This is a genomic window from Variovorax sp. RKNM96 (assembly GCF_017161115.1).
Lineage (GTDB): Bacteria > Pseudomonadota > Gammaproteobacteria > Burkholderiales > Burkholderiaceae_C > Variovorax.
The window spans coordinates 252,000-275,425 of sequence record NZ_CP046508.1 but is presented as its reverse complement, the minus strand read 5'-3'; the positions used below and the strand labels follow the sequence as shown (position 1 = coordinate 275,425).

The following is a 23,426-nucleotide window of genomic DNA, read 5'->3' as shown; positions in this document are numbered from 1 at the left end:
TGAGATTGCATGTCCATGAAACGACACATTCGGGGATGAATTCATGGTTGCAATCGTCAGCGGTAACAGTCTGGGCCTGAGCCTGGGTTCCTTGGCCACTTTGGGCCAACGCGGCTTGATCGGGACGGCGGGCCAGGGCCGCAACGGCGAACAGTCCTTCGTCAACATCGCCAACGGCAACCTCGTACTGCAGGACCGCGACGATGTGCTCCTGGGTCGAGGGCTCGACATCAGCGCCGTGCGTACCTACAACAGCCAGGGCCTGCTCACCGACGACAACGGCGACAACTGGAACGTGGGCGCCTTCGGCCAGAAGGTGGTCCTGACCTCTGGTTCCGTGGGTACGGCCGGCAGCACCTTGACCCGCACCGACCGCGATGGTGCCCAGGCCGTCTACACCTGGGACGCCACGCAGAACCGCTACGTCAGCCCCGCCGGCGCCGGCGCCTTCGACACCATTGCCTACGACAGTGGTGCCTCGCAGTTCATCTGGACCGACGGCGACACCGGCCGCATCGAGCGCTACCAGGCCAGCGGCGCGGGCCGCCTGGTCTCCGTGACCGACACCGATGGCAACACCATCAGCTACGCCTACAACGCCAACGGCACGGTGAAGTCCGTCACCGACGCCAACGGCGACGTCAGCTACTACGACTACAGCGGCACGAACCTCACCCAGATCCGCACCGTCTCCGGCGGCGTTACCAGCACCACCGTGCACTATGCCTACGACGGCAGCAACCGCCTGTTCGAGGTCACCGTTGATCTCTCGCCCGACGACAACACGGTGTCGGACACCAGGGTCTATGTCACCACATACACCTATGACGGTACGAGCAAGCGCGTGGCCAGCGTCACGCAGAGCGACGGCACGAAGCTCAGCTTCACCTACGTGCAGGCGGGCGGTACCTACAAGGTCGACACCGTCACCGACGCACTGGGTGCGATCACCCGTTTCGCCTACGACACAGCCCAGAACACCACCACCGTCACCGATCCGCTGGGCGCCCAGTCGGTCTACCTGTACGACGCCCAAGGGCAGTTGACCCAGGTGCGCAGCGGCGTCACGGCAACCAATACCAGCGGCCTGAGCCAGATCAGCTACGCCTACGACACCACCGGTAACGTCACGCTTGTCACCGATGGAGAAGGTCACAAGGTCACACTGCAGTACGACGACCATGGCAACCTGACCCGAGAGGTCGACTCGGCCGGCGACACCCGCGTGCGCACCTACAACGGCGCCAACCAGTTGCTGACCGACACGATCTATGCCGATGCGGCCGTGGTCGATCGCGCCGCGTTCAACAAGGACGCTGCGCTGCCCGAGACCACGCGCTACGTCTATGCCGCAGGCAACCCCAACCAGTTGCGCTTTGCGATCACACCACAGGGCAACGTCACCGAGTACCGCTACGACGGCTACGGCCAGCGCACCAGTGCCATCAAATACGCCGGTGCCGCCTACAACACGGCAGCCCTGGCCCTCGGCGATGTGCCCACTGAGGCGCAACTGAGCAGTTGGGCCACCGCCCAGGACCGCACGCGCACCGAGCTCACCGAATTGGCCTATGACGCGCGCGGCCAGTTGAGCAGCAGCACGACCTACGCGTCAACGGCTGCCAACGGCAGCGGCGTAGCCAGCACCGCGGCCACCACCCAGTACGTCTATGACCCGCGCGGGTTGCTGCTGCAGAAGATCGAGCCGGCCACGACGTCAGGTGGCGCCACTGCCGTCACCACCTACACCTACGACGGTCTGGGCCGAGTGCTCAGCGTCAGTGCGCCGTCGCTCGATGGCGGGACCACGGCCAACACCACGATCACCAGCTACGACGATGCGGGCGGCAAGACCAGCGTAACCATCGCCAGCGGGCTGGTCACCGTCTCGGCCTACGACAAGGCCGGGCGTCTCGTGAGCGTGACTCAGGAGAGCACCGGCACCGGCGTGCTGGGCACCACCACCTACGCCTACGACAAGGACGGCAACCTGCTGATGACGCAGGACCCGACGGGCGTACGCAAGTGGATGCTGTACGACGAGGCTGATCGCAAGATCGCAGACATCGATGCGACCGGGGCGGTGATCGAGTATGTGTACAACGCCAACGGGCAATTGCGCGAGACCATCGCCTACGCGACGCAGATCGATACGGCCGCACTGGTGGATGGGGCGGGCAAGCCGACCACGGCGTGGAGTGCAACGAACACAACGACCAGCCTGGATGTGCTGCGGCCGGCGAATACGTCGCAGGATCAGAAGGTCTGGCGCTTCTACGACACGGCCAACCGGCTCACGTGGCAGGTGGATGCACTGGGGTACGTGACGCAGACGACCTATGACGGGGCGTCGCGCATCCTTAACGTGACGCAGTTGGCCAATCCGATTGATGTGAGCCTGCTGGGTAGTGGGGCGAACATCGAGCTGTTGGTGAATCCTGCCACTGTGGGTGGCATCACGCTGGGCGTGGACAACGCAAATCCGGCACCTTTGGGCTCGCAGGTCACGCTGACGGCCACGATCGAAGGGGTGAATCCCGGTGGCATGGTGACCTTTTTCAGTGGCGAGACAGTCGTTGGCAGCGCGATGGTGGTCAATGGCAAGGCCACGTTGGTCACGAACGAATTGCCGATAGGTGTGAACAACATCCGGGCAGCCTACTCGGGCGATGCACAGAGGCCGGCAAGCGTGTCACCTGTCGCCACCAAGACCATCGCAGGCGCAGCCACCAGTGCGGCCGTGAGCTTTTCGCCTAACTATTGGGAGGTTGCTTACGGCCAAGCGCTGACGATATCTGTGGCCTTGACGACAACGCAGCCACCCGGACTGGCCACCGCTACAGGCGAGGTGAAGTTCTACAACGGCGATACGCTCATTGGCACGGCGGCGGTCATCAATGGACTGGCAACCTTGACGACGAGTAATTTGCCCGCTGGCACGTTGAGCATGCGCGCGATCTACGCGGGCGACTCCCTGCATGCAGGTGCTGCTCCTTCATGGGGCCTGACCATTCAACCCAGGGCAACCATCACCACGGCACTGACCGCCCTGAATACGGCAGACGGTGTCAGCATTACCGCGACCGTGGCCGCCAAGTTTGGAACGTCAACGAATCCCACGGGTACGGTGACCTTCTACAGCGGTACTGAAGCCATCGGGACCGCAGCCGTCGTGAATGGAATTGCAAAGCTCGATCTACCCGGTTTGGCAAGTGCAGGTTCCTTGACGGCCCAATACAGCGGTGATGTCAACAATGCAGCAAGTAGCGCTTTACCGTCCCAGGGAGACGTGCGCGTACAAACAACGCTTGATCTGACCGCCTCTGCAGCGAGCGGCACGCAGGACGACACGATCACCTTGACTGCACGTGTGGCGGGCGTGGGCGTAACAGGTGCCGTAACGTTCTTCAGCGGCATGAAGCCACTGGGCACGGCACTGGTCGTCAATGGCCAGGCAACCCTTGCCGTCAACAATCTTCCGGTAGGCGCCAATGTTATTCGGGCCGCGTATGCGGGTGACGTCAACAATCTGGAAGGCTTCGCGCAGCAAGGGCCAAGCTTGCAGATCACAGCAGGCACAGGAACTGTCCCGCCACTTGTTCAGATTGGCACCCGACCGACTGGGGTGGGTATTGAAGGTAAACACGGAGCGGAAGTACTGGGCCTCCCAGTGGCCCTCTATACAGTCGGATTTCCAGCCGACTCGCGATACCCATTGACTGGGACCTACACCTACTTTGATGGCGATCGGATCATAGGTAGCTATGACCTGCTGCGTAGCCAGGGCAACGGCCGAGCTCTTGGTCTTCCCATGGGTTTGCGCGCGATCAAAGTGGTGTATTCAGGCGATGTGAACAATGCCAGCGCCGTCGGGGTGGTAACACCGAACTGGCAGGTCGATGTCCAGCCGGCAGGAACAGCAATTCAACTGGCGACTTCAAGGTCTCCGACGGTTGTGGGAGCACCGCTGACGCTGACGGCCACCGTCTACCATCAACCGGTCACGCATCCGCATTGGGGTGATCGGACGCTCGCGCCTTCACCCTCGGGCACCGTCACCTTCTACAAGGGCACCACGATCGTCGGAACAGCCCAGGTCGTCAACGGCATCGCCACGCTGACCATTGACAACCTGCCCGTCGGAGGGGGCTACCTGAGCGCCGTTTACGGTGGCGATCAAAGCAATACGCAAAGCACCAGCAACTCGGTCATACAACTCGTCGATCCCTCAACGCAGGGCATCAAGACACAAGCGACATTGACCGTTGCACAAACCTACGCGAACCTTGGAGTCGCACAACGGTTGTCGGTGGAGGTTGTGCAAATTCAAACGGCGGGGGGCGTGAGCTCGGTTGTCGTCACTGAAGGGGTGGTGGATTTTTATAGCGACTCAACCTATCTTGGAAGCGCGGAAATTTCCAACGGCAAGGCCATTCTTTTCAGCGATCAAATCAAGAATGGTTCGTCCTCTCTCAGCGCGATTTACAGAGGAAATTCCACCTCTGCAGGGAGTAGGTCCGAAGGAGTTTCCCATCTCACCCTGAAGGCCCCGACCACGCTGGATCTGACCGCCTCTGCCGCGAGCGGTACGCAGGACGACACGATCACCCTGACCGCTCGCGTGGCTGGCGTGGGCGTCACAGGTGTCGTGACCTTCTTCAGTGGCAAGACGGTGTTGGGTGTTGCATCGGTGGTTAATGGCCAGGCGACCTTGGCCGTCAACTACCTTGCCGTTGGCACCAACCGCATTCAGGCCGGATATGCAGGTGATGCCAACAATCTGGAAGGCTTTGCGCAAGGGCCGAGCCTGCAGATCTCGGCCGGCACAGGCGCCGCGCAGCCCATTGTTCGCTTTGGAACTGTCTCCACGGGCGTGGGCATACAGGGCAGGACTGAAGCTGTTGGGCTTCCGATGACGATGTATACGGTTGGCTTCGGAGGGGATCAACAGTATCCGTGGACAGGAACCTACAGCTATTTCGATGGCGACACGCTGGTAGGTAGCTACGAGATCGTCGGAGGCCGTACCGAAGTCAATGGCCGGGCGTTCGGACTGCCTGTTGGAGACAGAGAAATTACGGTGGTGTATTCGGGGAGTGCGTACAACGCCAGTTCGACGGGATCGACAGGTACAGCTTGGCAAGCGCATGTTCAGCCCGCTGCTACAAACACACAGCTGACGTCCTCACGCCCCCAGACGGTTGCAGGCGCGCCTGTCACGTTGACGGCAACGATCACCCCGCAAAAGCCGTCCCACCCTCATTGGGGCGATCGCACGACCGCGCCTGCCGCCTCGGGCACTGTCACGTTCTACAGCGGCACCACCGTCATCGGGACCGCTCAGATTCTCAACGGCGTGGCAACACTGACCACCAACAACCTCCCTTTGGGTTCGAACAACATCACTGCGCAATATTCAGGGGACGACAACAACGCACAAAGTACCTCGGCGGCTGCGAGGCAGGAGGTGATCGCGAACGCGACGCCGATGAGTTGGAGCAGCACCGGTCTGTCCGCAACCCGAGTGGAATATGGATCGCCGATCACGCTGACCGTCAGAGTACCAGGCGCGCTTCGCCCGGACGGCGGGGTCATGAAACTATATGGAGGAGGTCGGTATCTCGGTTCGACTGTCATGGTTGATGGTGTAGCGACATTGACACTCAGTTCTCTGGAGGTTGGCCACTACGGCTCCAACACGATCTATGGCGTGTACGAGGGCGACATCAATACGCTGCCCAGCACGTCCGGTATCGCAGGGTCTTCGTTCGACGTCGTTCCCGCGACAACGACCCTGACAAACCTGACGCCTTCTTCGATCGCCAAGGATGGTTCGTTGTCGGTTCGGGTCAATGGCCCGCAACCCAGCAGCCTGGTGAGTTTTTACGACGGCACGCGACTCCTGGGCACTGCGCAGGTCGTCAATGGCGTTGCAACGCTGTCCGGCGTGACGCTGCCGTCGGGGACTCGCACGTTCACCGCGGCTTACGTGGGTGATGCGCACAACACCGACAGCGAAGTCAGCTTCACACAAACCGTGGTCGGCACGCCTGTCACCACCATTCAAGTCAATCTCGACAACGCGCAGGACCGCACCGTCTCCCGCTTGTACAACCGCGATGGTCAGCTCCAGGGGACGCTGGACGCCGAGGGCTATCTCACCGAGTACAAGTACAACGCCGCAGGCGAACAGACAGAGTCCATCGGCTATTGGAACCGTGCGACTAACTTCACCAGCGCCGCCAATCGCACTGCAGCCATAGCCATCGCACGTGCCAGCTACAACCTCACAGGCGTACGCGCGCAGGAATGGGGTGCAGCGGACATCCACAACTACAACCTCTATGACGCACAGGGGCGACTCGTCGGACAGGTCGACAGCCTGGGCTATCTCACCGAAACTGTTTACGACGCGCGCGGCAATGTCACGCAGACCATCCGCCGCGCCAATCCGGCGGGGGCCGTCAATGCCACCTCCACCGTGGACAGCATTCGCCCGTCACCGGACGCCGCCCGGGACCACATCATCACCCAGACCTGGAGCGCCGCCAATCAACTCCTGAGCCGCACGAACGTAGAAGGCACGGTCACCAGGTTCGCGTACAACAGCGTCGGCCAGCTCGTCCAGACCACCACTGCTGCCGGGACGGCAGATGAGCGCATCAGCCGCACGCTCTACGACATCCAGGGCCGTCTGATCGGCGAGCTCGACGGTCGCGGCAGCGATGCTGTGACCTTGAGCGATCCACTCGCCTTGTGGGCTGCCAATGGCCTGACGCATACCTACGACGCAGCCGGTCGCCGCACCAGCACCACAGACGCCAACGGACACCGCACGTTGTTCTTCTACGACGCCATCGGTCGCCTGCGCTACACCGTGAACGCGATGGGTGAAGTCACCGAGAGCCGCTACAGCGCGATGGGTCAGTTGATCGAGCAGGTCATCTACGGAACCCCGATCGATGTCGCGACCCTGGGCACCACGACGCCCGGCGGGCTGGACACGGACATCCTGGCGGACCAGCTCAGTCTCGTGGCCGATGCAACCAAGGACACCCACGTCCTGCACGGCTACAACGCCACGGGCACCAAGGCCAGCACAACGGATGCGTTGGGCAGCATCACCAGCTATTCGTACAACGCCTTCCGCGAGGCCACTGCCAGCAGCTATACGTTGAAGAGTGGCTATGTCGTCACCGACACGGCCACTTTCGACCGTCGCGGACTGAAGACGAAGACAACTCAGGACGCCGGCACGCTCAACATCACCGAACGCAAGATCTACGATGCCTTCGGTCGCGCCACCGATGTCTTCGACGCCAACGGCGGCCGCACCCAGTTTGCATTCGACCGCCTCGGCCGGGTGGCCTACACCTACGATGCGCTCAACGGCCAACGCCTGACCGAATTCGACGCCTTCAATCGCGTGATGTACCAGCGCGATGCCGTGGGCTACTGGACCAGTTTCGGCTACGACCTCGCCAACCGCCGCACCACCGTTGCCACCTCCGAAGGCGTTGCGGTCACCACCACGCGCAACCGCCAGGGCCAGACCCAGAGCGTGACCGATGGCCGCGGCAACGTCGCCAGCTACACCTACGACAAGAGCGGCAACCTGCTGCAAACGTCGGCCGCGCTGGATGGCACAACGACCATCGCCACCAGCGCGACCTATGACAAGACCGGCCTCAAGTTCAACAGCAGCGATGCTAACGGTGTCGTCAGCAGCTACACCTACGACGCCGCCAATCGCCTGCTGACCCGAACGCTCGACCCCACGGGGCTGAACCTTGTCACGACCTATGGCTACGACGCCAAGGGCCAGACCGTCAATGTCACCGATCCCAATGGCACGGTGACTGCCACCACATTCGATCTCGCGGGCCAGACGATCAGCAAGGTGATCGACCCCACCGGACTGCGCCTCACCACCAGCTACACCCACGACACCACGGGCAAGCTGCTCACGGTCACCGACCCGAATGGCAGCGTCACCCAGTACACCTACGACGGTGCCGGCCGGCGCATCAAGGAGCAGGTCGACCCCGCGGGCCTGAATCTCACGCGCAGCTACGAATACGACGCGGCCGACAATGTCACGCGTTCCATCGATGCCAACGGCAACGCCACGCGCTATGCCTACGACGCCAACAATCGTCTGGTCTTCACGCTCGACGCACTGGGTAATCTCTCAAAGCAGGAGTACGACGCGGAAGGGCGAATCACGCGCCGCACCGCGTATGCGGCGCCGATCGATACCACGGGCCTGGGCAATGCGCTCACCGTTGCGCAGATCCAGGCGAAGGTGGTGGTCAGCACCGGCTCGGATGTCACCGAAAGCCGCCGCTATGACCGCGACGGCCGCCTGAGCTTCAGCGTGGATGGAACCGGTGCCGTCGTCGAATACAAGTACGACAAGGCCAACAACGTCATCGAGACGCGGGCCTATGCCAACCGTATCGATCTCGCGGGCTGGAACATCGCGGGCAATCCGCCTGTCGTGGCCGATGCGACGCGCGACGAGCGCGTACGCACTGTCTTCGATGCACTCAACCGGGCCACCTGGAAGGTGGATGGTGCCGGCGGTGTGGTCCAGTATTTCTACGATGCCAACGGCAATGTCACGGAGTCGCGCGCCTACGCGACGGCGCTGACCAGCACCGCATTCGGCAACTGGAACGGCACATCCGCTCCTCCGGTAGCTGCCGACGCAACCCGCGACCAGCGCATCCGCACCGTCTACGACACCGCCAATCGCGCCACCTGGAATGTCGATGCGTTGGGCGACGTCACCCAGTACACCTACGATGCCCTCGGCAATGTCGTCGCAAAGCGCAGCTACAGCACGCCACTGACACCCACCGCGCTTGCCAGCTGGGACGGCCGAACGGCGCCTGCACCGGTGCTTGACGATGCCCACGACCAGCGCGTGCGCAATGTCTACGACGCAGCCAACCGGCTCATCTGGAGCGTGGACGGCATCGGCGCCGTCAACAAGACCGAGTACGACGCCAACGGCAATGTCACACGCCGTAGCCAGTACGCCACTCCCATTGCTGAGGGAGCCGACCCGGCCAGCGTGGCCGAAAGCGATGCCGACCGCGTCACCGACTACCTCTACGACGCGGGCAACCGCCTGTGCTACCAGCTGCGCTGGACCGACACGTCCGAGCTGATGTCCGGCGCGGGCTGGATGCGCGAGGTCACCTCCTACGACTACGACGGTGTCGGTCGCCTCGTGCGCCAGACCGCGCACGCCTGGCCGCTGCTGAGCTACGTTGGCAACGACATCGACTCCGTCTTCGGCAACCTGAGCGTTGCACCGGGTAGCGATCAGGCCAAGTACATGGTCTACGACGCTGCCGGACGACTGAGCTGGAGCGTCGATGGCACGGGTGCCGTCATGCGCAACAGCTACGACGGTACGGGCCGCGTGGTGCGCACTGTTCAGTACGCCCAGACGGTCGATGTCCTCGGTTTCGGCGACGGCGTCATCAACGGCTATGCGATCCCGCAACTGACCGACAGTGCTTTGCAGGGGCTCCTTCGCCCTGATGTCTCGGTCGACCGCATCACTGCGTTCGCCCACGACGGCGCGGGCCGTCGCACCTTCACGGTCGATGCCCTGGGCAGCGTCACCCGGGCTGTCTACGACGCCTTCGGCAACGTTACGCAGCAAGTCGGCTACGACACCCGCATCGCCCCACCCTCGATAGCGAGCGTCTACACCGACGCGGACTTGCAGACGAGCACGAACGCGAACGCCAACACGGGCACCGACCGCGTCCAACGCTTTGCCTACGACCAGGCCAACCGCCAAGTCTTCGCCGTCGATGCCCAAGGTGGCACGACCGAATCCGTCTACGACGGCCTCGGACAGGAGGTGCAAACCCGCCGGTATACCCGGGTCATCAACGTCGCAGGCTTGAGCGCTACCGCCAGCTCGGCCGACATTCGCGCGCGCACTGCGGTCGACACCGTGAACGACCGCGTCACCCTGCAGGTCTTCAATGGCGGCGGGCAGAAGATCTTTGGCGTCGACCCCATGGGCTTCGTCAGCAAGACCGACTACGACGGGCTGGGGCAGGTGCGCAGCAGCACGCAATATGCGCTGTCCATCCCGACGAACACGGCCAACACGGCAAAGGCCATTGCCGATGCCGTCGTCATTGCACCCGACGACCGCACCAAGAGCTTCCAGTACGACGCCGCAGGGCGCGTCCTGTCCAGCGTCGATGCCATGGGCTTCACGGAGGCATGGAGCTACGACGCGCTGGACAACAAGACCAGCTACACCAACGCCAAGGGCGCCGTGTGGACCTATGCCTATGACCTCCAGGGCCGGATGGTGCGGGAGATTTCTCCGCAGGTCGATCTCACCGCCGTCACCCCCGACGCCAATGGTCGCCTGCAGGTCGATGCCGGCTCGAGCGGCGCAGGCAATGTCGTCACCGTGCTGGCCTACGACAGCTTCGGCAACCTGCGCAGCCGCACCGAAGGCGCGGGACGCCCCGAGCAGCGCACCACCACCTACGAATACGATCGGGTCGGGCGCCAGGTCAAGGTCATCTACCCGCCCGTGGGTGTGTACAACTCCTCGAGTGACACCCTTACTGTGGATGGCCTCGACAGTCGCCACGACACCACTCAGACGCTCTACACCGAGACCACCTACGACGCCTTGGGCAACGCCGTTGCCAACCGCGACATCGGCGGCAACTACAGCTACAAGACCTACGACCTCGTTGGGCGGGTGGCCCATGAAGTTGATGCGCTGGGCTATGTCACCGGCTACGAGCGCAATGCCTTCGGCGACGCCACCAAACTCACACGTTACGGAGCGGCCAGCGGCCTGACCACGGGCAATCCGGAAAGCCTGGGGCGTGCGCAGGTCCAGTCCACGGTCGATGCGCTGGTCCACGATGCCGACCGCACCCTGTGGACCACCTACGATCGCCTGGGCCGGAGCATCGAGGCGCGCGAGGCCGCGGTCTACGTTCACGAGGGCGGCAGCGACACCGCACAGGATGCTTTTGCGGGCAAGACCACCCGCAACACCTACAACACCTTCGGCGAACTCACCCAGGTGGCACAACTCAAGAGTGCCAACACCTGGGCTCTGAGCACCAACTTCTACAACCGCCGTGGCCAGCAGGTGGCCAGCGTCGACGCGCTCGGCTATCTCACCACCCAGAACTTCGATGCGGCGGGCAACGCCACCATGCGCATCGAGTACGCGCAGGCCGCGAAGAACCCTGATGGTTCGGCCTGGGCCGGGACAAGCAGCCTCATGGGCTGGACGGGTGCAACCAATGCAGGAGGCGCACCTCCCACCTCGCCGCCAGACGCAATCAACGACCGCCGCGTGGACACGGTATACGACCGCAACAACCGCAAGATCAGCGAGATCCGGCGCAACGTCGAGTACAGCGCAGCGTCCAACGGCACCAGCACGCGTGGCGACCTGACCACGAGTTACGGCTATGACGCCGTAGGCAATCTCACCAGCACCACCGACGCCAAGGGCGCTGTCACCTACAGCTACTACGACGCCCTGGGTCGGGTCACTGCGGTGGCAGAGCCCACCCGCACCAGCACCGAGACCGGTGCGGCCGTCACGCCGCTGACAGTCTTCCGGCGCGATGCGCACGGCAACGTCGTGCTCAAGACCGAGTACGTCAACGGCGCTGATGTCAATGGCAATCCGGTGAGCCCGAATCCCTTTCCGTCCACCATCGGTGTGCCGAACCCGGAAATCGCGCAGAAACAGGCAGAGGGATGGACCCCAATCGGCACTGCCGCATACATCTCGGACACGCCCTTTGCGGGCGGCGTCCCGCTGTACAAGCTGCGCAGCCTCACGCCCGGCAACACCGACATCTATTACTACACAGCCAGCGAGGCGGACAAGCTGGCCCATCTGGCCTTCGGCACCATCTGGGCGGATGACGGCATCACCGGCTACGTGTACGACAAGGACGCCGACGTACCCGGAACCGTGCCACTGCGCCGCTTCCAGCAGTTGGGGGGGCTGTTTGCGTGGCAGGCGCTGGTGGCTACCCCCGAAGAAGCAGCGGCATACCTGGCCGCCGGCTGGACCGAGATCGAGACGGTCGCCCGGGTCAGCACAAGCCCCCTGGGCTCGCTGGACACGTCGCTCTTCCACATGCAAAAGGGCATGTTCCCTGCCAACAACTACTACCTGACGGGCACCGTGGATGGCGACCCCTACAGTGATATCGACCTCGTCGCCCGCACCGACCGCACCACCTATGCCCAATACGACGCGTTGGGCCACACGGTGCAGAGCCCCGACGCCATGGGCGTCAACCACTACAGCTCCTACAACAGCCAGGGCCTGATCGCCAAGGAATGGCAGGGCGTGACCGACAACGCCGGTAGCACGCGGACGCTGTTTCGAGCCTATCAATACGATGCACTGGGCCAGCAGACACATGTGCTCGACCCCGGCACGCCTACCGACAGCGGCACGTACGTCAATGGCGCCACGGCCGGTGTGTACACCACCAACCCCAAGGCGACGGTCACCCAGGGAACGTACGGGCAGGCCGGAGGTGGCATTCCCGGGATGCCGGCGAACGAAGGCAACGGCAACCTGACCCTCACACAACTGATCGGTCTCGTAAAAATTGGCGGCGGACGTGTTCAGATCCAGTTCGACTACACGACCGCGGCGCAAGTCGTGCCGGGGACCGACGGCGCGCCCGATACCGTCGTGCCGGGCGAGCCCGCGACGTACAGCAATATCTTCGGCATCAATCAGTTCAACGCCGCCCAGTCGAGCAAGCTCGTGCCTGATCTGCCGCTCGGAAGCGTCCAGCAGATTCGCATCCTGCAGGAGCAGAACCTCGGCCTGGGCAACTGGGTCTCTTTGTGGCAAGGCACGGCAGAGCAAGCCAACGGCGTAAGCACCCTCGCCAACGGCGCGGGAGCCTCTGGCGTGGTGGTGAACACGGCTTTGCAATACAACGCCTTCGGTGAACTGGTGAGCCGCAGCCTCAATGGCGAAGCTGGCGAGTATTTCGACTACGACGCCGCAGGCCGCCTCTGGCGCACCAACAGCGGCGACGGCATCGACAAGATTGCCCTGTACGACCTGCAAGGCCATCAGACCGGCGAGATCCGCAGCGCTGGCCAGGGGCGCAGCGATGCGGACCTGAAGCGCGACTTCGCGAATGCGATGCAGGCAGCACAACGAACCGACCTGCGTCGCACCGACACCACCTACGACCTGCTCGGTCGCGTCGTGAAACAAGAGCTGGCCTCGCGCACCGAAGTACAGGGCGGCCTTGCCGTGAACAACGACACGCTTTCCGGTGGCGTTGCAGCCAGCGCCAGCTATGGCGGCAACGGCTGGAGCGGCACCAACACCGTCAATCTCGGCTGGAACACGCTGGCGGCACTGGGCAGCGGCGACGTGCTCGTGCAGTTCGGCTACGTGCCGCGCGACGCCGCCGGCAACAGCGGCCCCATGCAGAACAAGGGACAGGTCTTCAATGCCAGCCAGGCCAACAGCGGCGCGAGCTTCAGTTGGAGCGACGCGGCCAATGCAACCTATGGCGGTATCCAGCGCGTGGACGCCGTGCGCGTGTACAAGAAGGACATTTACGGCAACTGGCAGCCCATCGTCGTCAACAAGGGTTTCGGCAACATCGGCCAAAGCGTGACGGTGGGGGCCCCCGCGGATCCGCAGGCCGAGGTCAGGGTCCAGTACCGCTTGGCGGGCAGTACTGGCAGTTGGCTGGAGAGGTCATCTCCCAAGTTCGGCGACGGCCTTCGCATCGACCTGTCCGACGTGCCGCTCGGCACCTATGAATACCAGGTCATCACCTACCTGCCGGGGCAGGCATTGCCCACGACGAGTGCCACGGGCACCTGGACCATCGGGCCCCGTCCACTGGCCACCATCGCCACGTCGATCGGGGTCAACATCGGCAGCCAGAGGCTCGAATGGCAGGGGCCGGGCGCGGGCGATACCCAAACCATTCGCATCCGCATGGCCGATGGCAACGGCGGCTGGGGAGCCTGGCAGGAGCGCGCCATCGGATCGAACGGCGCGGGAGGCAGCACGCTCGATCTGGCGGGTCTGGGTGGAGGGAGTTACGAGTACGAACTGTTGTGGCGTCATTCGGGCGAGGCCGGCGCCTATGCGCATGCCACGGGGCAGATCGGCAAGGTTGCCGGCACCCCGGATCAGTACGTGCCCGGTGTCGATCCTGTCCCCGCTTCCGGCCTGCCGCACATCGAAGGAATGACGGTCGTCTCGGTGGTGTCGCCTTACGACGGGAGCATGTTGGCGGCGGTCCGCTTGCCGCTGGCATATCCCTATGTCAGCCTTTTCGCGTTGGCTGCAGCCGTGGGCGCGCCGACCCAGATGTCGATCACCTACCCCGGGGACGGCTACGGCTACTTCTTCCCCTGGACACCACCGAACACAACCCAGATCACCGAAGGCGTCTACACCTACTCGTACACGTACTCCGTCGGGCCGAACGTGTTCGTGCCGACTCATCAGGCCACCGGTCAGTTGGGGTACTTCGGCGGCAACATCACCATTTCGGACAACACGCCGCCCTATACCCCCGGGAGCCCCGGCACGCCGGGGTACACGATACCCGGCACGCCGGCCCAATACGGCTGGGCTGCCACGAATGGGGGACCCTATCCGATCAGTGAAGACCCGATGCTCGGCGGCCGCCAGATTGGGCAGGCTCCGGCTGTCAACGGTGTGTCCGCCGACCAACGGCCCACGTTGATCCAGAACGTCGACCGCTGGGGCAATGTGCTGAGCATCACCGACCCACGGTCGACAGCTTGGAAAACCACTTACAGCTACAACGCCAACAACCAGCTCACGCGGCAGGTCCAAAGCGACGCGGACGGCAATCCGGGCGCAGATTTGGCAGGCAACGTCGTCAACACCAACGCGCCCGTGACCCGTCTCTACTACGACCAGATGGGCCGCCAGGTGGCGGTGCGCGATGCCAACGACCATGTCAACGGCCAGGAGTGGGACGCAGGCGGCAACCTGGTGCGAGAGCTGCATGCCGATGGCGGCGTGATCAACTACGCCTACAACGCCTTCGGCAACAAGGTTCGCACCATCGATGCGATGGAGCAGACCAGCTGGTTCCTCAGCGACAAGCTCGACCGCCTGGTGCAAACCAGTCGCGGTGCGGGCACAGACGCCATCGCAGAGAACCAGCGCTGGGACCAGGCCGGACGCAAGCTCAGCCAGACCAACGGCGCGGGCAACACGATCAGCTACGACTACGACCTGCGTGGCAACATCATCCGCACCGCTCAGCCGATGGGGCAGGCTACGCTGGCGGGCTATGACGCGCACAACCGCAAGGTGGTTGAAGTGGACGCCAACGGCACGGTGGCCGCGTGGAAGTACGACTACTTCGGCAGCCTCACCGGTCACACGGACATTGGCGGGGCGCAATACAGCTACAGCTACGACAACGCACGCCAGCTGCTGAATCAGACCAACACGCGCGGCCAGAACCTGAGCTACCAGTACGACGCGGCTGGCCAGACTGTGCGCATCACGGACAACGGGACAGGGCAGCCCCAGAAGACGACCAGCTACCGCTACGACCTGGCTGGCCGCCGGTTGCGAGAAACCATGGTGCAAGGTGGTGTGACCTACCAGGACAACCAGATTGCCTACGACGCGCTGGGCCGCATCCGCTGGATCGCCGACACACGCGCCTACATAGAAATCGACTACGACAAGGTGGGCAACCGCAAGCACGTGGGCATTCATGTGCATGACCAGACCCTCAATCCGAAGCCGGACCAGAACGTCGAGCAGTACTTCCAGTACGACGCGATGAACCGGCAGACGGTGGTCAATGCACAAGATGCCAGCGGAACCCTGGGTGCCGAGGGGCATCGCCTGACGCACGACGCCAACGGCCGGCGTACCAGCGACGTGCATAACGGCCCGCGGGTGGTCCAGGTCAACGGCCAATGGACGCCGCTGGCAGACGCCGGAGAGACCGCCGAGATCTACACCTACGACTCGCTGGATCGCCTGAAGACCACCACGCGCGACGGCGCGACCATCGACACGCGCAGCTACGACGGTGCCGGCCGGGTGCTGACAAGCGGCACCGTACTAGGCGTGGGCGGCGTGGATGTGAACTACATCAACGCGCACAACTTTCTGAACGGCGGCCCCTTGCCGGCGGATATGGCCGGAGGCCCGCTACGCGCGGACATCAACCTCTACGACGCGAACGGTCGGTTGGTCAAGCAGATCAACAACAGCGTGGGGACCACGCCTGTATCCAACGACACCACGTACGAGTACGACGCCGTGGGCAACATGGTGCAGTCGAGCACCGACACGCGCACCTTCGTCCCGGGTGCGCCAGTGCCGCTTGGATCGCGAACCGTCGAGCAAACCTGGCTGCAGCGCGCCGAGGGCTACCAGGTGCAACTGCGGCGCACCGGCTCGACCAGCGCGCTGGGCGGGCTGGGCTACGGCTATGACGCCAACGGCCACCTCGTGAGCACAAGCGATGCGGGCGAACTGATCCCTTCGGAGCAGCAGCATCGCTTCGTCAACGATGCGCAGGGCAATGTGCTGTATGCCTATTACACGAGCTCATTGGACCCGAGCACGCAGTACAACGGCCAGCGCCAGGTGGTGGTCAACGGTGAGGTGTTGGGCCGTTACGGCCAGACGATGGATGAGCGGTTCCCGCAAGGCAACCCATTCCTTCCGGGCAGCGAGTTGTGGAAGCCGGAGGTGGCCTTCAGCTTTGGCTACCAGCCCATCGATGGAAGCTACCCCGCGGGCAGCCCCGGCGTGTATGCGGTGCAAACCAACGACACGCTGCAGAGCATCGCCAAGGGGGCGTACGGCGACGGCAACCTCTGGTACCTGATCGCCGATGCGAACGGGTTGATGAGCAACGCCGACCTGCGGGCCGGGCAGGTGCTCACGGTTCCGAGCCGGGTGACGAGTGCGAACAACGTGAACACGTTCAAGCCTTATGACCCCAGCAAGATCTCGAACGACACGCCGACGATGATGGCGCGTCCGCAGGGCGAAGGGGGCGGTTGTGGGGTGGTCGGGCAGATCATCGTGGCGGTCATTGCCGTGGTGATTGCCGTCTATACCGGAGGCGTGGGTGGCGCCATGCTGGGGTCGGTCGTGGGGCAGGCCGCTGGTGTTGCGATGGGGGTGCAGGACACCATCAGTTGGAAGCAGGTGGCTCTCGCCGGGATAAGTGCTGGGATTTCAGCGGGTCTTGGCGAAGTGATGCCCACGCCCTTGGGCGGTGTCGCAACCGATATACCCAACGTAGTGGTGCGTGCTGCGGTCGGCAGTGCACTGACCCAGGGCATAGCGGTTGCCACGGGCTTGCAAGACCGGTTCAGCTGGAGAGGCGTGGCGGCATCCGCGGCGGGCGCGGGCGTGGGACAAGTTGTCGGCGGCGTCTTGGCGGCAAACAACGCGTTCCAAGGCTTCGGGGAATTCGGTCAAGGCCTTGCCATTCGCACCGTCTCCGGTTTTGCCGGAGGTATGGTCACAGCCGCGATGCGCGGTGGAAGGGTCAATACGACGCAGGTTGCGGTGGATGCGTTTGGCAATGCACTGGGGGATTCCATCGCAGCGGCCAACGGGCAAGGCAGCGAGATGACGCGTGGGGAGGCTGAGGAAAGGGCAGCGGCGCGAGAGGTCTACGCGATGGGCGACGGGATTCCCAGGGTCAATGGACTGGACTTCTCGCAGGATGCGGCGGCGCGACGCGCAGGCATCAACCCGGCAGGGTTGCCAACCTATGTGGGCAGCGACGACCCAGCCTTTGCATATGACTATCGCAACGGCAGCGACATTGCCAGCGACAACTACAACGGCAGCCGTCGCACGGCCACCGTGCGCAATGGGCAAGGGCCGCTGGCGGCCTTGGCGGACCTGGGCTTGAACTCGGCGCAGCAGCAGGCTGGCTATGGCTATCTGCTGAAAACCGGCCAAGTGCAGGTTGGTCGCAACGGCGTGCCGATGGTGCAACCTGGGCAGGAGCTGCACATCGACCTGGATGACACAAGCCAGGCCAGTCTGGCCGGTCGTGCCATCGCTCGGGAAAGCTCGATGCGGGCTGAGCGACTTGCAGATGCTGCGCAGGCCTCCACGATCGCAAACGGTGGAGCACAGGGAGCCAAGTACGGCGACTACAGCAACGAGGGCTACGGCTACGGAAACAAGGGGCAGGTCTTCCTGGACAACGTCAGCGAGTCGCTGCGCGAAACCAGAGGCTTGGGTCCGAGCCGTGCCACGCAGTACCGTGACTTTGCGGCCAACGGGGAGTTCAGTGCACTCAACAAGGCTGAGCAACGCACCGTGCTCGCCGGCATGGATGCCTATGCCAATGCGCGCAACAGGGGTGGATTGATGGCGGTGGACCGTGAGGGCCGTGCCGCTGACGCAGCGGTGCGCTACGCGGGAGATGCGGCCCACGCCTCAGATGCGATTCCTGAGTGGGTCAGAACTGGCGCTGAGGCGCGAGTGGGCTTCCTGGCATCGACGCCATGGATGCAAAACGCGATTCGCAGGCCGAAGGAAGTCTCTTACGATGACCTTGGGGTGATGGGGCCGAATGCTGGGCCGCAAATGCCCCAAGGATGGAGGCCACCGACTCCGTCACGAGATCCGGTGGTGCTCGATCTGTTCGGTGGTTACACCTCTCAAACCGCCGGGGCAATAAACGTGGATCTTAGGGCTTTAGAAGGTGTTAAGGCGTCTGCACTACAGTTGCCTTTTGCAAATGGTGTTGCCGACCAATTGCTCATCAGTAATCCTTACATCCCACAAGGCAGGGGAATGATGGATTTCCTGCCTGAAGCAGTGCGGGTGTTGAGGACCGACGGCCAAATGGTTATCAATTCGACCAAGGGCAATAAATTTGGAAAATTGCCAGACAGAAGTGAATTGGACGTGCTGGGGCTTAAAGTAATTCAAGATAGAGGCCCGCTGCTGCCGGAATTTAGAAATAACGTATTTCGTGCGACCGACGGCAAGCAATTGCCAAACGAGGACGTTATGTCAACGGTCCTTCAGAAGGTGAAGTAATGAAAGAGATTCACGGTTTTTTCGATGACTTGTTTTTCCCTGAGTGCGTTCTTGGGAAGGCGCGTATCGAGGAAGGTACCTTGAAAATTCCAGTCAGTGGCCTGTTCGTGTTGGGAGGCCATCCGCTCGCTAATGAGCGACCAGGACCGTTCGAGGGCGAGCTGGAGTTCAACGGGGTTGCCGAATCACGTCGCACGCTGAGGGAGTACATAGGCGATCCTTGCCGGCCAGATGGATTCAAAGCGCTAAGAGAGGAAGTGGATCTAAAAAGGCAAATTGGATCCAACTTGACTGGACTCCACGAGTTTGAAATTGAAGGCTATCAGGAGTCTCCAAGTGCTTGGATAAGTAATTGGTACATTTACGCCAAATCGTTCAAGTTGCGAGTAGGCTGACGCGTTTGGCAATGTATTGGGGGACTCCATCGCAGCAGCCAACAGCAGTCGTAGTTCTGGCAGCGACGACGAGCTGGGTGATCTCATCAGACGCAACGGGGCATGGGCCGGCGTGTCGGCCAAACCGAACTTCGGCGAAGTCCGAGCGATGCGCACCGCGGGCATGAATCGGATGGGGCTGCCGACCTACGGCGCAGCCAAGAATGCGTTGCTCCCTGAGGCTATAGCTATAGCACAGCCTAATCAGGCGGTGATAAACGCGTCGTGAGTGATTCAAACGATCCAAACGAGCCAGTAGGGAATGTCGGCGCAGATGGTAGCCCCACTGCGTTTCTACATCTGCTTAACCCGGCCAATCCGGCGAGTCCACTTAGTCCTCTTAATCCGCAAACCCACTCAATCCAGCGAATCCCCTCAACCTCGCCAATGGAGAAAATGGATATAGGCCGGTTCGCCCAGATGGGGCCGGCGCACCCCTCCGTTCGACCTGAGAACCAAAATGCCTTCCGGCACCCCTGAGTTCGAGAAAGCAGACCCGAGCATCGGTCTTGGAGCACCGCCACAAGTGGCAGAGATGCCATCTTGGCTGACAAACGTCATCGAGGGTCCAACCCCGATTGGTTTTTTGAGCAGAGGTCTTGGCGCCATCGGCGGTCTTGTCTTCAGCAAGCCTGCAGATTCAGCACCTGTTTCAAGCCGCCCTCTTGGTAGCCAGGGCGCAGAAGATCGCGCGGAATTGTTTGAGCCTTACGGGAGAATCGATAATATTCCTAAGGAATATCGAGCTGATCGAAGATTCGTAAGCCTATCTCTTGATGCCGATAGAGGGAACAAACCGTCCGCAACAGGAAATAGAGAGGCAATTACTGCACTTGAAGCCGAATATCAAGGCCTAGTTTCCGCGGAGGCGACGCGTGCACCTGGGGGAGCTACGTTGATATTTATGATGGAGTTGGGACACCGATTGACATAAAAACACCTGTTTCATTTCCTTGGCTCAGTGCAGATAGCGACGCTGCAAAAATAGTTTTGGCTTTGGGAGTATCAGGGGAAAATGGATTGACTGGAGAGCCTCAGGCTGTTCGCGTTTTACTTGATACGACATACCTGAATCCTAGTGACTATAAGGCGTTGCAACAGTCCATTAGGGGATTGGAATCATCCGAATCAGGGTAATATTATTGAAGTAGGATGAAAGATAGAAAATGAAAAGTTCTTTTATCTCAATAAAGAGTGATGCCCCATTAGGGCAGAGCGACGAATCTGTTATTTTAATCCAGAGGATTGCAGATGGAGTTTCTGCGAGTGAGAATTTCTTGCAACTTGGATTTGCGATCATCAAGAATGATAGCTTTATCGAGTCAAAGTTGGCTGATTTTCAGTCTTTTAAATCTGATTTTTATCATTGCAATTTCAGTCGCGCCGATTTTTCGGACTCCAGCTTCAATGAGTGCAACTTCAGAGGGTGTTCTTTCGAGTTCTGTGAGTTGATAAAAATTTCATTTTACAAGTGCAACATTGAGTCTGTGAGTTTTACAAATTCAAGATTGAATAGGGCTGATTTTTTGAAATCAAACCTCAAAAGTGTTCACTTTGGAAGCGGTGATCTTACTGCCGCGACATTCCATGAGTGCGATTTGCGTGGAGTAGATTTTAGTTCTTCAAGACTGAGTGAGACTAAAATTATCGACTGTATTTTTGACGAATCTTTGCGGCTTACTCCAGGAATTGAAATTAAATCAATGAAGGGTTTTAATTGAATTCGGAAACATCATCGGAACTCCTTGGCTTGGACCAACAGCGAGAACAACCCGAGCAGTTCGATTCAAAAACCGCGGGACCTTGACATTGACTTCCCGGTGTTGCGTCTTGCATAATTTTCCAACGAAATTGAAACAAAACAAATTGATGCTCGAATGAGCGCGGCACCTTTTCCTGCTCTGCCTCGTCGCTCTGGCATCCCGCGACCGGCCTCCAACTGCTAGCTTCGGCGCCATTTGACGCCTCGAGCCGAATGGCAGTCCTCAAGACCACGGCTCGACCCACCGGTCCTGTCGGGGTTCGGCTCAACGTTCCCGCGGCCAGGGACAGCGTGATGTCGCGGCGAGGCAATTGCGTTGCACCTCGACAAAGCGACGCGACGCTACGGCCTATCCGTCCCAACAGGTTGATATGCTGGTTGGACAGATGCCGATGGATTCACCGGGGCCGTCGAACGGGATGCGCGGATGAAGGCAGCGGATGCGAGATCGGGACTCTGGTTTCAGTCATTGGTGAAGTTTCGGGGTCAGATTCCAATTTAGGTGTGCCGTTTGGCAGGCCTATGGCAAAACTGGGATCAGGCGGCCGCAAGCTGAGCCAGACCAACGCCAACAACGAGACCGTCAAGTACGCCCACGACGCGCGCAACCACAAGATGCCGGAGGTGGACGCCAACGGCAACGAACGCCTGGCGCTATTGACTACTTCGGACAACTCCGAGGGCGCCCCAATGGCCAGCCTCCCATGAACCTCGCGCAGCAATGAAACCTACGCGCAGCGCACAGCACGGCCGCCAACCGAAACCGCATGCAATGCGCGAGCAACGAGTCCCCGAAGAAGCACAGCTCCTTTTGAACGCCGAACAGAAGGGCTACAGCAGCCCGCGCCCACCAAGATTCCGCATCAACGCGCTCAATCCAAAAGTCCACCTCGGCGCCTGATCCGCATGCACAACCCGGTTGAACAGCGCCCCAAGCTCCGGCGCACCAATGCGCACGTAGTCGCCGACAACGTGGGTGAACCCTTGCCCCGGCCCGTGCCGATCCTGCGTCGGCGCAAACATGGTGCCGAGAAACAGCATGAAGCCGTCGGGGTAGTCGTGATGAATACCGACGGCCTGCGACACGATGTCCAGCGGATCGCGGCTGATCTTCGTGAGTGAGCTCGAGCCCTCGAGCACGAAACCCTCGGGGCCCGTCACTTCGAGCGCCACGGTGATGCGGCGCACATCGGCGATGCCGAAATGATCGTCGAACAGGCGGATGAACGGACCGATCGCGCACGAGGCGTTGTTGTCCTTCGCCTTGCCCAGCAGCAAGGCGCTCCGGCCTTCGAAGTCGCGCAGGTTGACGTCGTTGCCGAGCGCGGCGCCCAGCGTCTCGCCGCGGCTGTTCACGGCGAGCACGACCTCGGGCTCGGGGTTGTTCCAGACCGAGCCCGAGTGGATGCCCACGTCGGCGCCGGTGCCCACGGCGGCGAGCACCGGCGCCTTGGTGAAGATCTCCACGTCGGGGCCGATGCCCACTTCGAGGTACTGCGACCACACACCCTGAGCGATCAGCACTTCCTTGACCTTCGCGGCCTCGGGCGAGCCGGGCACGATGTCCGCGAGGTTGTCGCCCAGCACCTTGCCGATGGCGGCGCGCGTGGCCTCGGCCTTCGAGGCATCGCCGCGTGCCTGCTCCTCGATCACGCGTTCGAGCAGGCTCGCCACGAAGGTCACGCCGCTGGCCTTGATGACCTGCAGGTCGCACGGCGCGAGCAGCCAGGGCTTGCCGTTGTCGCGCGCGGTCTCGTCGCTGTTGGCGAGCACGGCATCGAGCGCGGCGATGCGCGGCGCCTTGCCATTCTTGAGCGCATCGCGCACGGCGGCAGATGGCGAGCCCTTGGCTTCGAGCAGGTCGCTCATGGTCGGCGCGAGCTTCGACAGGTCATGCAGGCCGCCTTCATGCACGGCCACCAGCACCGGGCCCACATCGGGTTGCCAGATGCGGCCGACCAGGGTGGCGCGGTCGGCGTCGCTGGGAAGGCTGGTCGAGGGCGTGAGGTTCAGGGCCATGGTGCGATGTGTCTCCGTTGATGGTGTTCGGTGCGGCGCGCGAACGACGAGGTCGATGCGCGACGACGCATCGTAGCCTCGGCGATGCGCGCGCGGGCGC

6 protein-coding genes are annotated in these 23,426 nt (G+C 62.0%); 5 read left to right on the top strand and 1 reads right to left on the bottom strand.

Annotated elements, in window-relative coordinates; genetic code table 11:
- The first annotated feature begins 43 nt into the window (after positions 1-43).
- The 5 genes from GNX71_RS01255 to GNX71_RS01235 all read left to right on the top strand — a co-directional run bounded on the left by GNX71_RS01255 (position 44) and on the right by GNX71_RS01235 (position 22,015).
- Positions 44-19,111, top strand: coding sequence for an Ig-like domain repeat protein (locus tag GNX71_RS01255; protein ID WP_206176643.1), 19,068 nt, complete (start codon positions 44-46; stop codon positions 19,109-19,111).
- Positions 19,111-19,506 (top strand): hypothetical protein, encoded by a 396-nt coding sequence (locus GNX71_RS01250; RefSeq protein ID WP_206176642.1) that lies wholly within the window; start codon positions 19,111-19,113, stop codon positions 19,504-19,506. Before GNX71_RS01255 ends, GNX71_RS01250 begins: the two co-directional genes overlap by 1 nt.
- Before the next feature lie 499 nt (positions 19,507-20,005).
- The gene (locus GNX71_RS01245) at positions 20,006-20,479 is read left to right on the top strand and encodes a hypothetical protein (protein ID WP_206176641.1); all 474 of its coding nucleotides are present in this window, start codon (positions 20,006-20,008) and stop codon (positions 20,477-20,479) included.
- 232 nt (positions 20,480-20,711) lie between these two features.
- A complete protein-coding gene (locus tag GNX71_RS01240) occupies positions 20,712-21,266 on the top strand; it encodes a pentapeptide repeat-containing protein (RefSeq protein WP_206176640.1) in 555 nt (184 codons plus the stop codon).
- A 563-nt stretch (positions 21,267-21,829) separates the two neighbouring features.
- Entirely contained in the window at positions 21,830-22,015 is a 186-nt protein-coding gene (locus GNX71_RS01235; RefSeq protein WP_206176639.1) for a hypothetical protein, read from the top strand.
- Between the two features lie 123 nt (positions 22,016-22,138).
- Here the strand turns inward: GNX71_RS01235 and GNX71_RS01230 are convergent, their stop codons facing one another.
- On the bottom strand, positions 22,139-23,326 hold the full coding sequence (locus GNX71_RS01230; protein WP_206176638.1) for a fumarylacetoacetate hydrolase family protein: 1,188 nt from the start codon (positions 23,324-23,326) through the stop codon (positions 22,139-22,141).
- Positions 23,327-23,426: the final 100 nt, after the last annotated feature.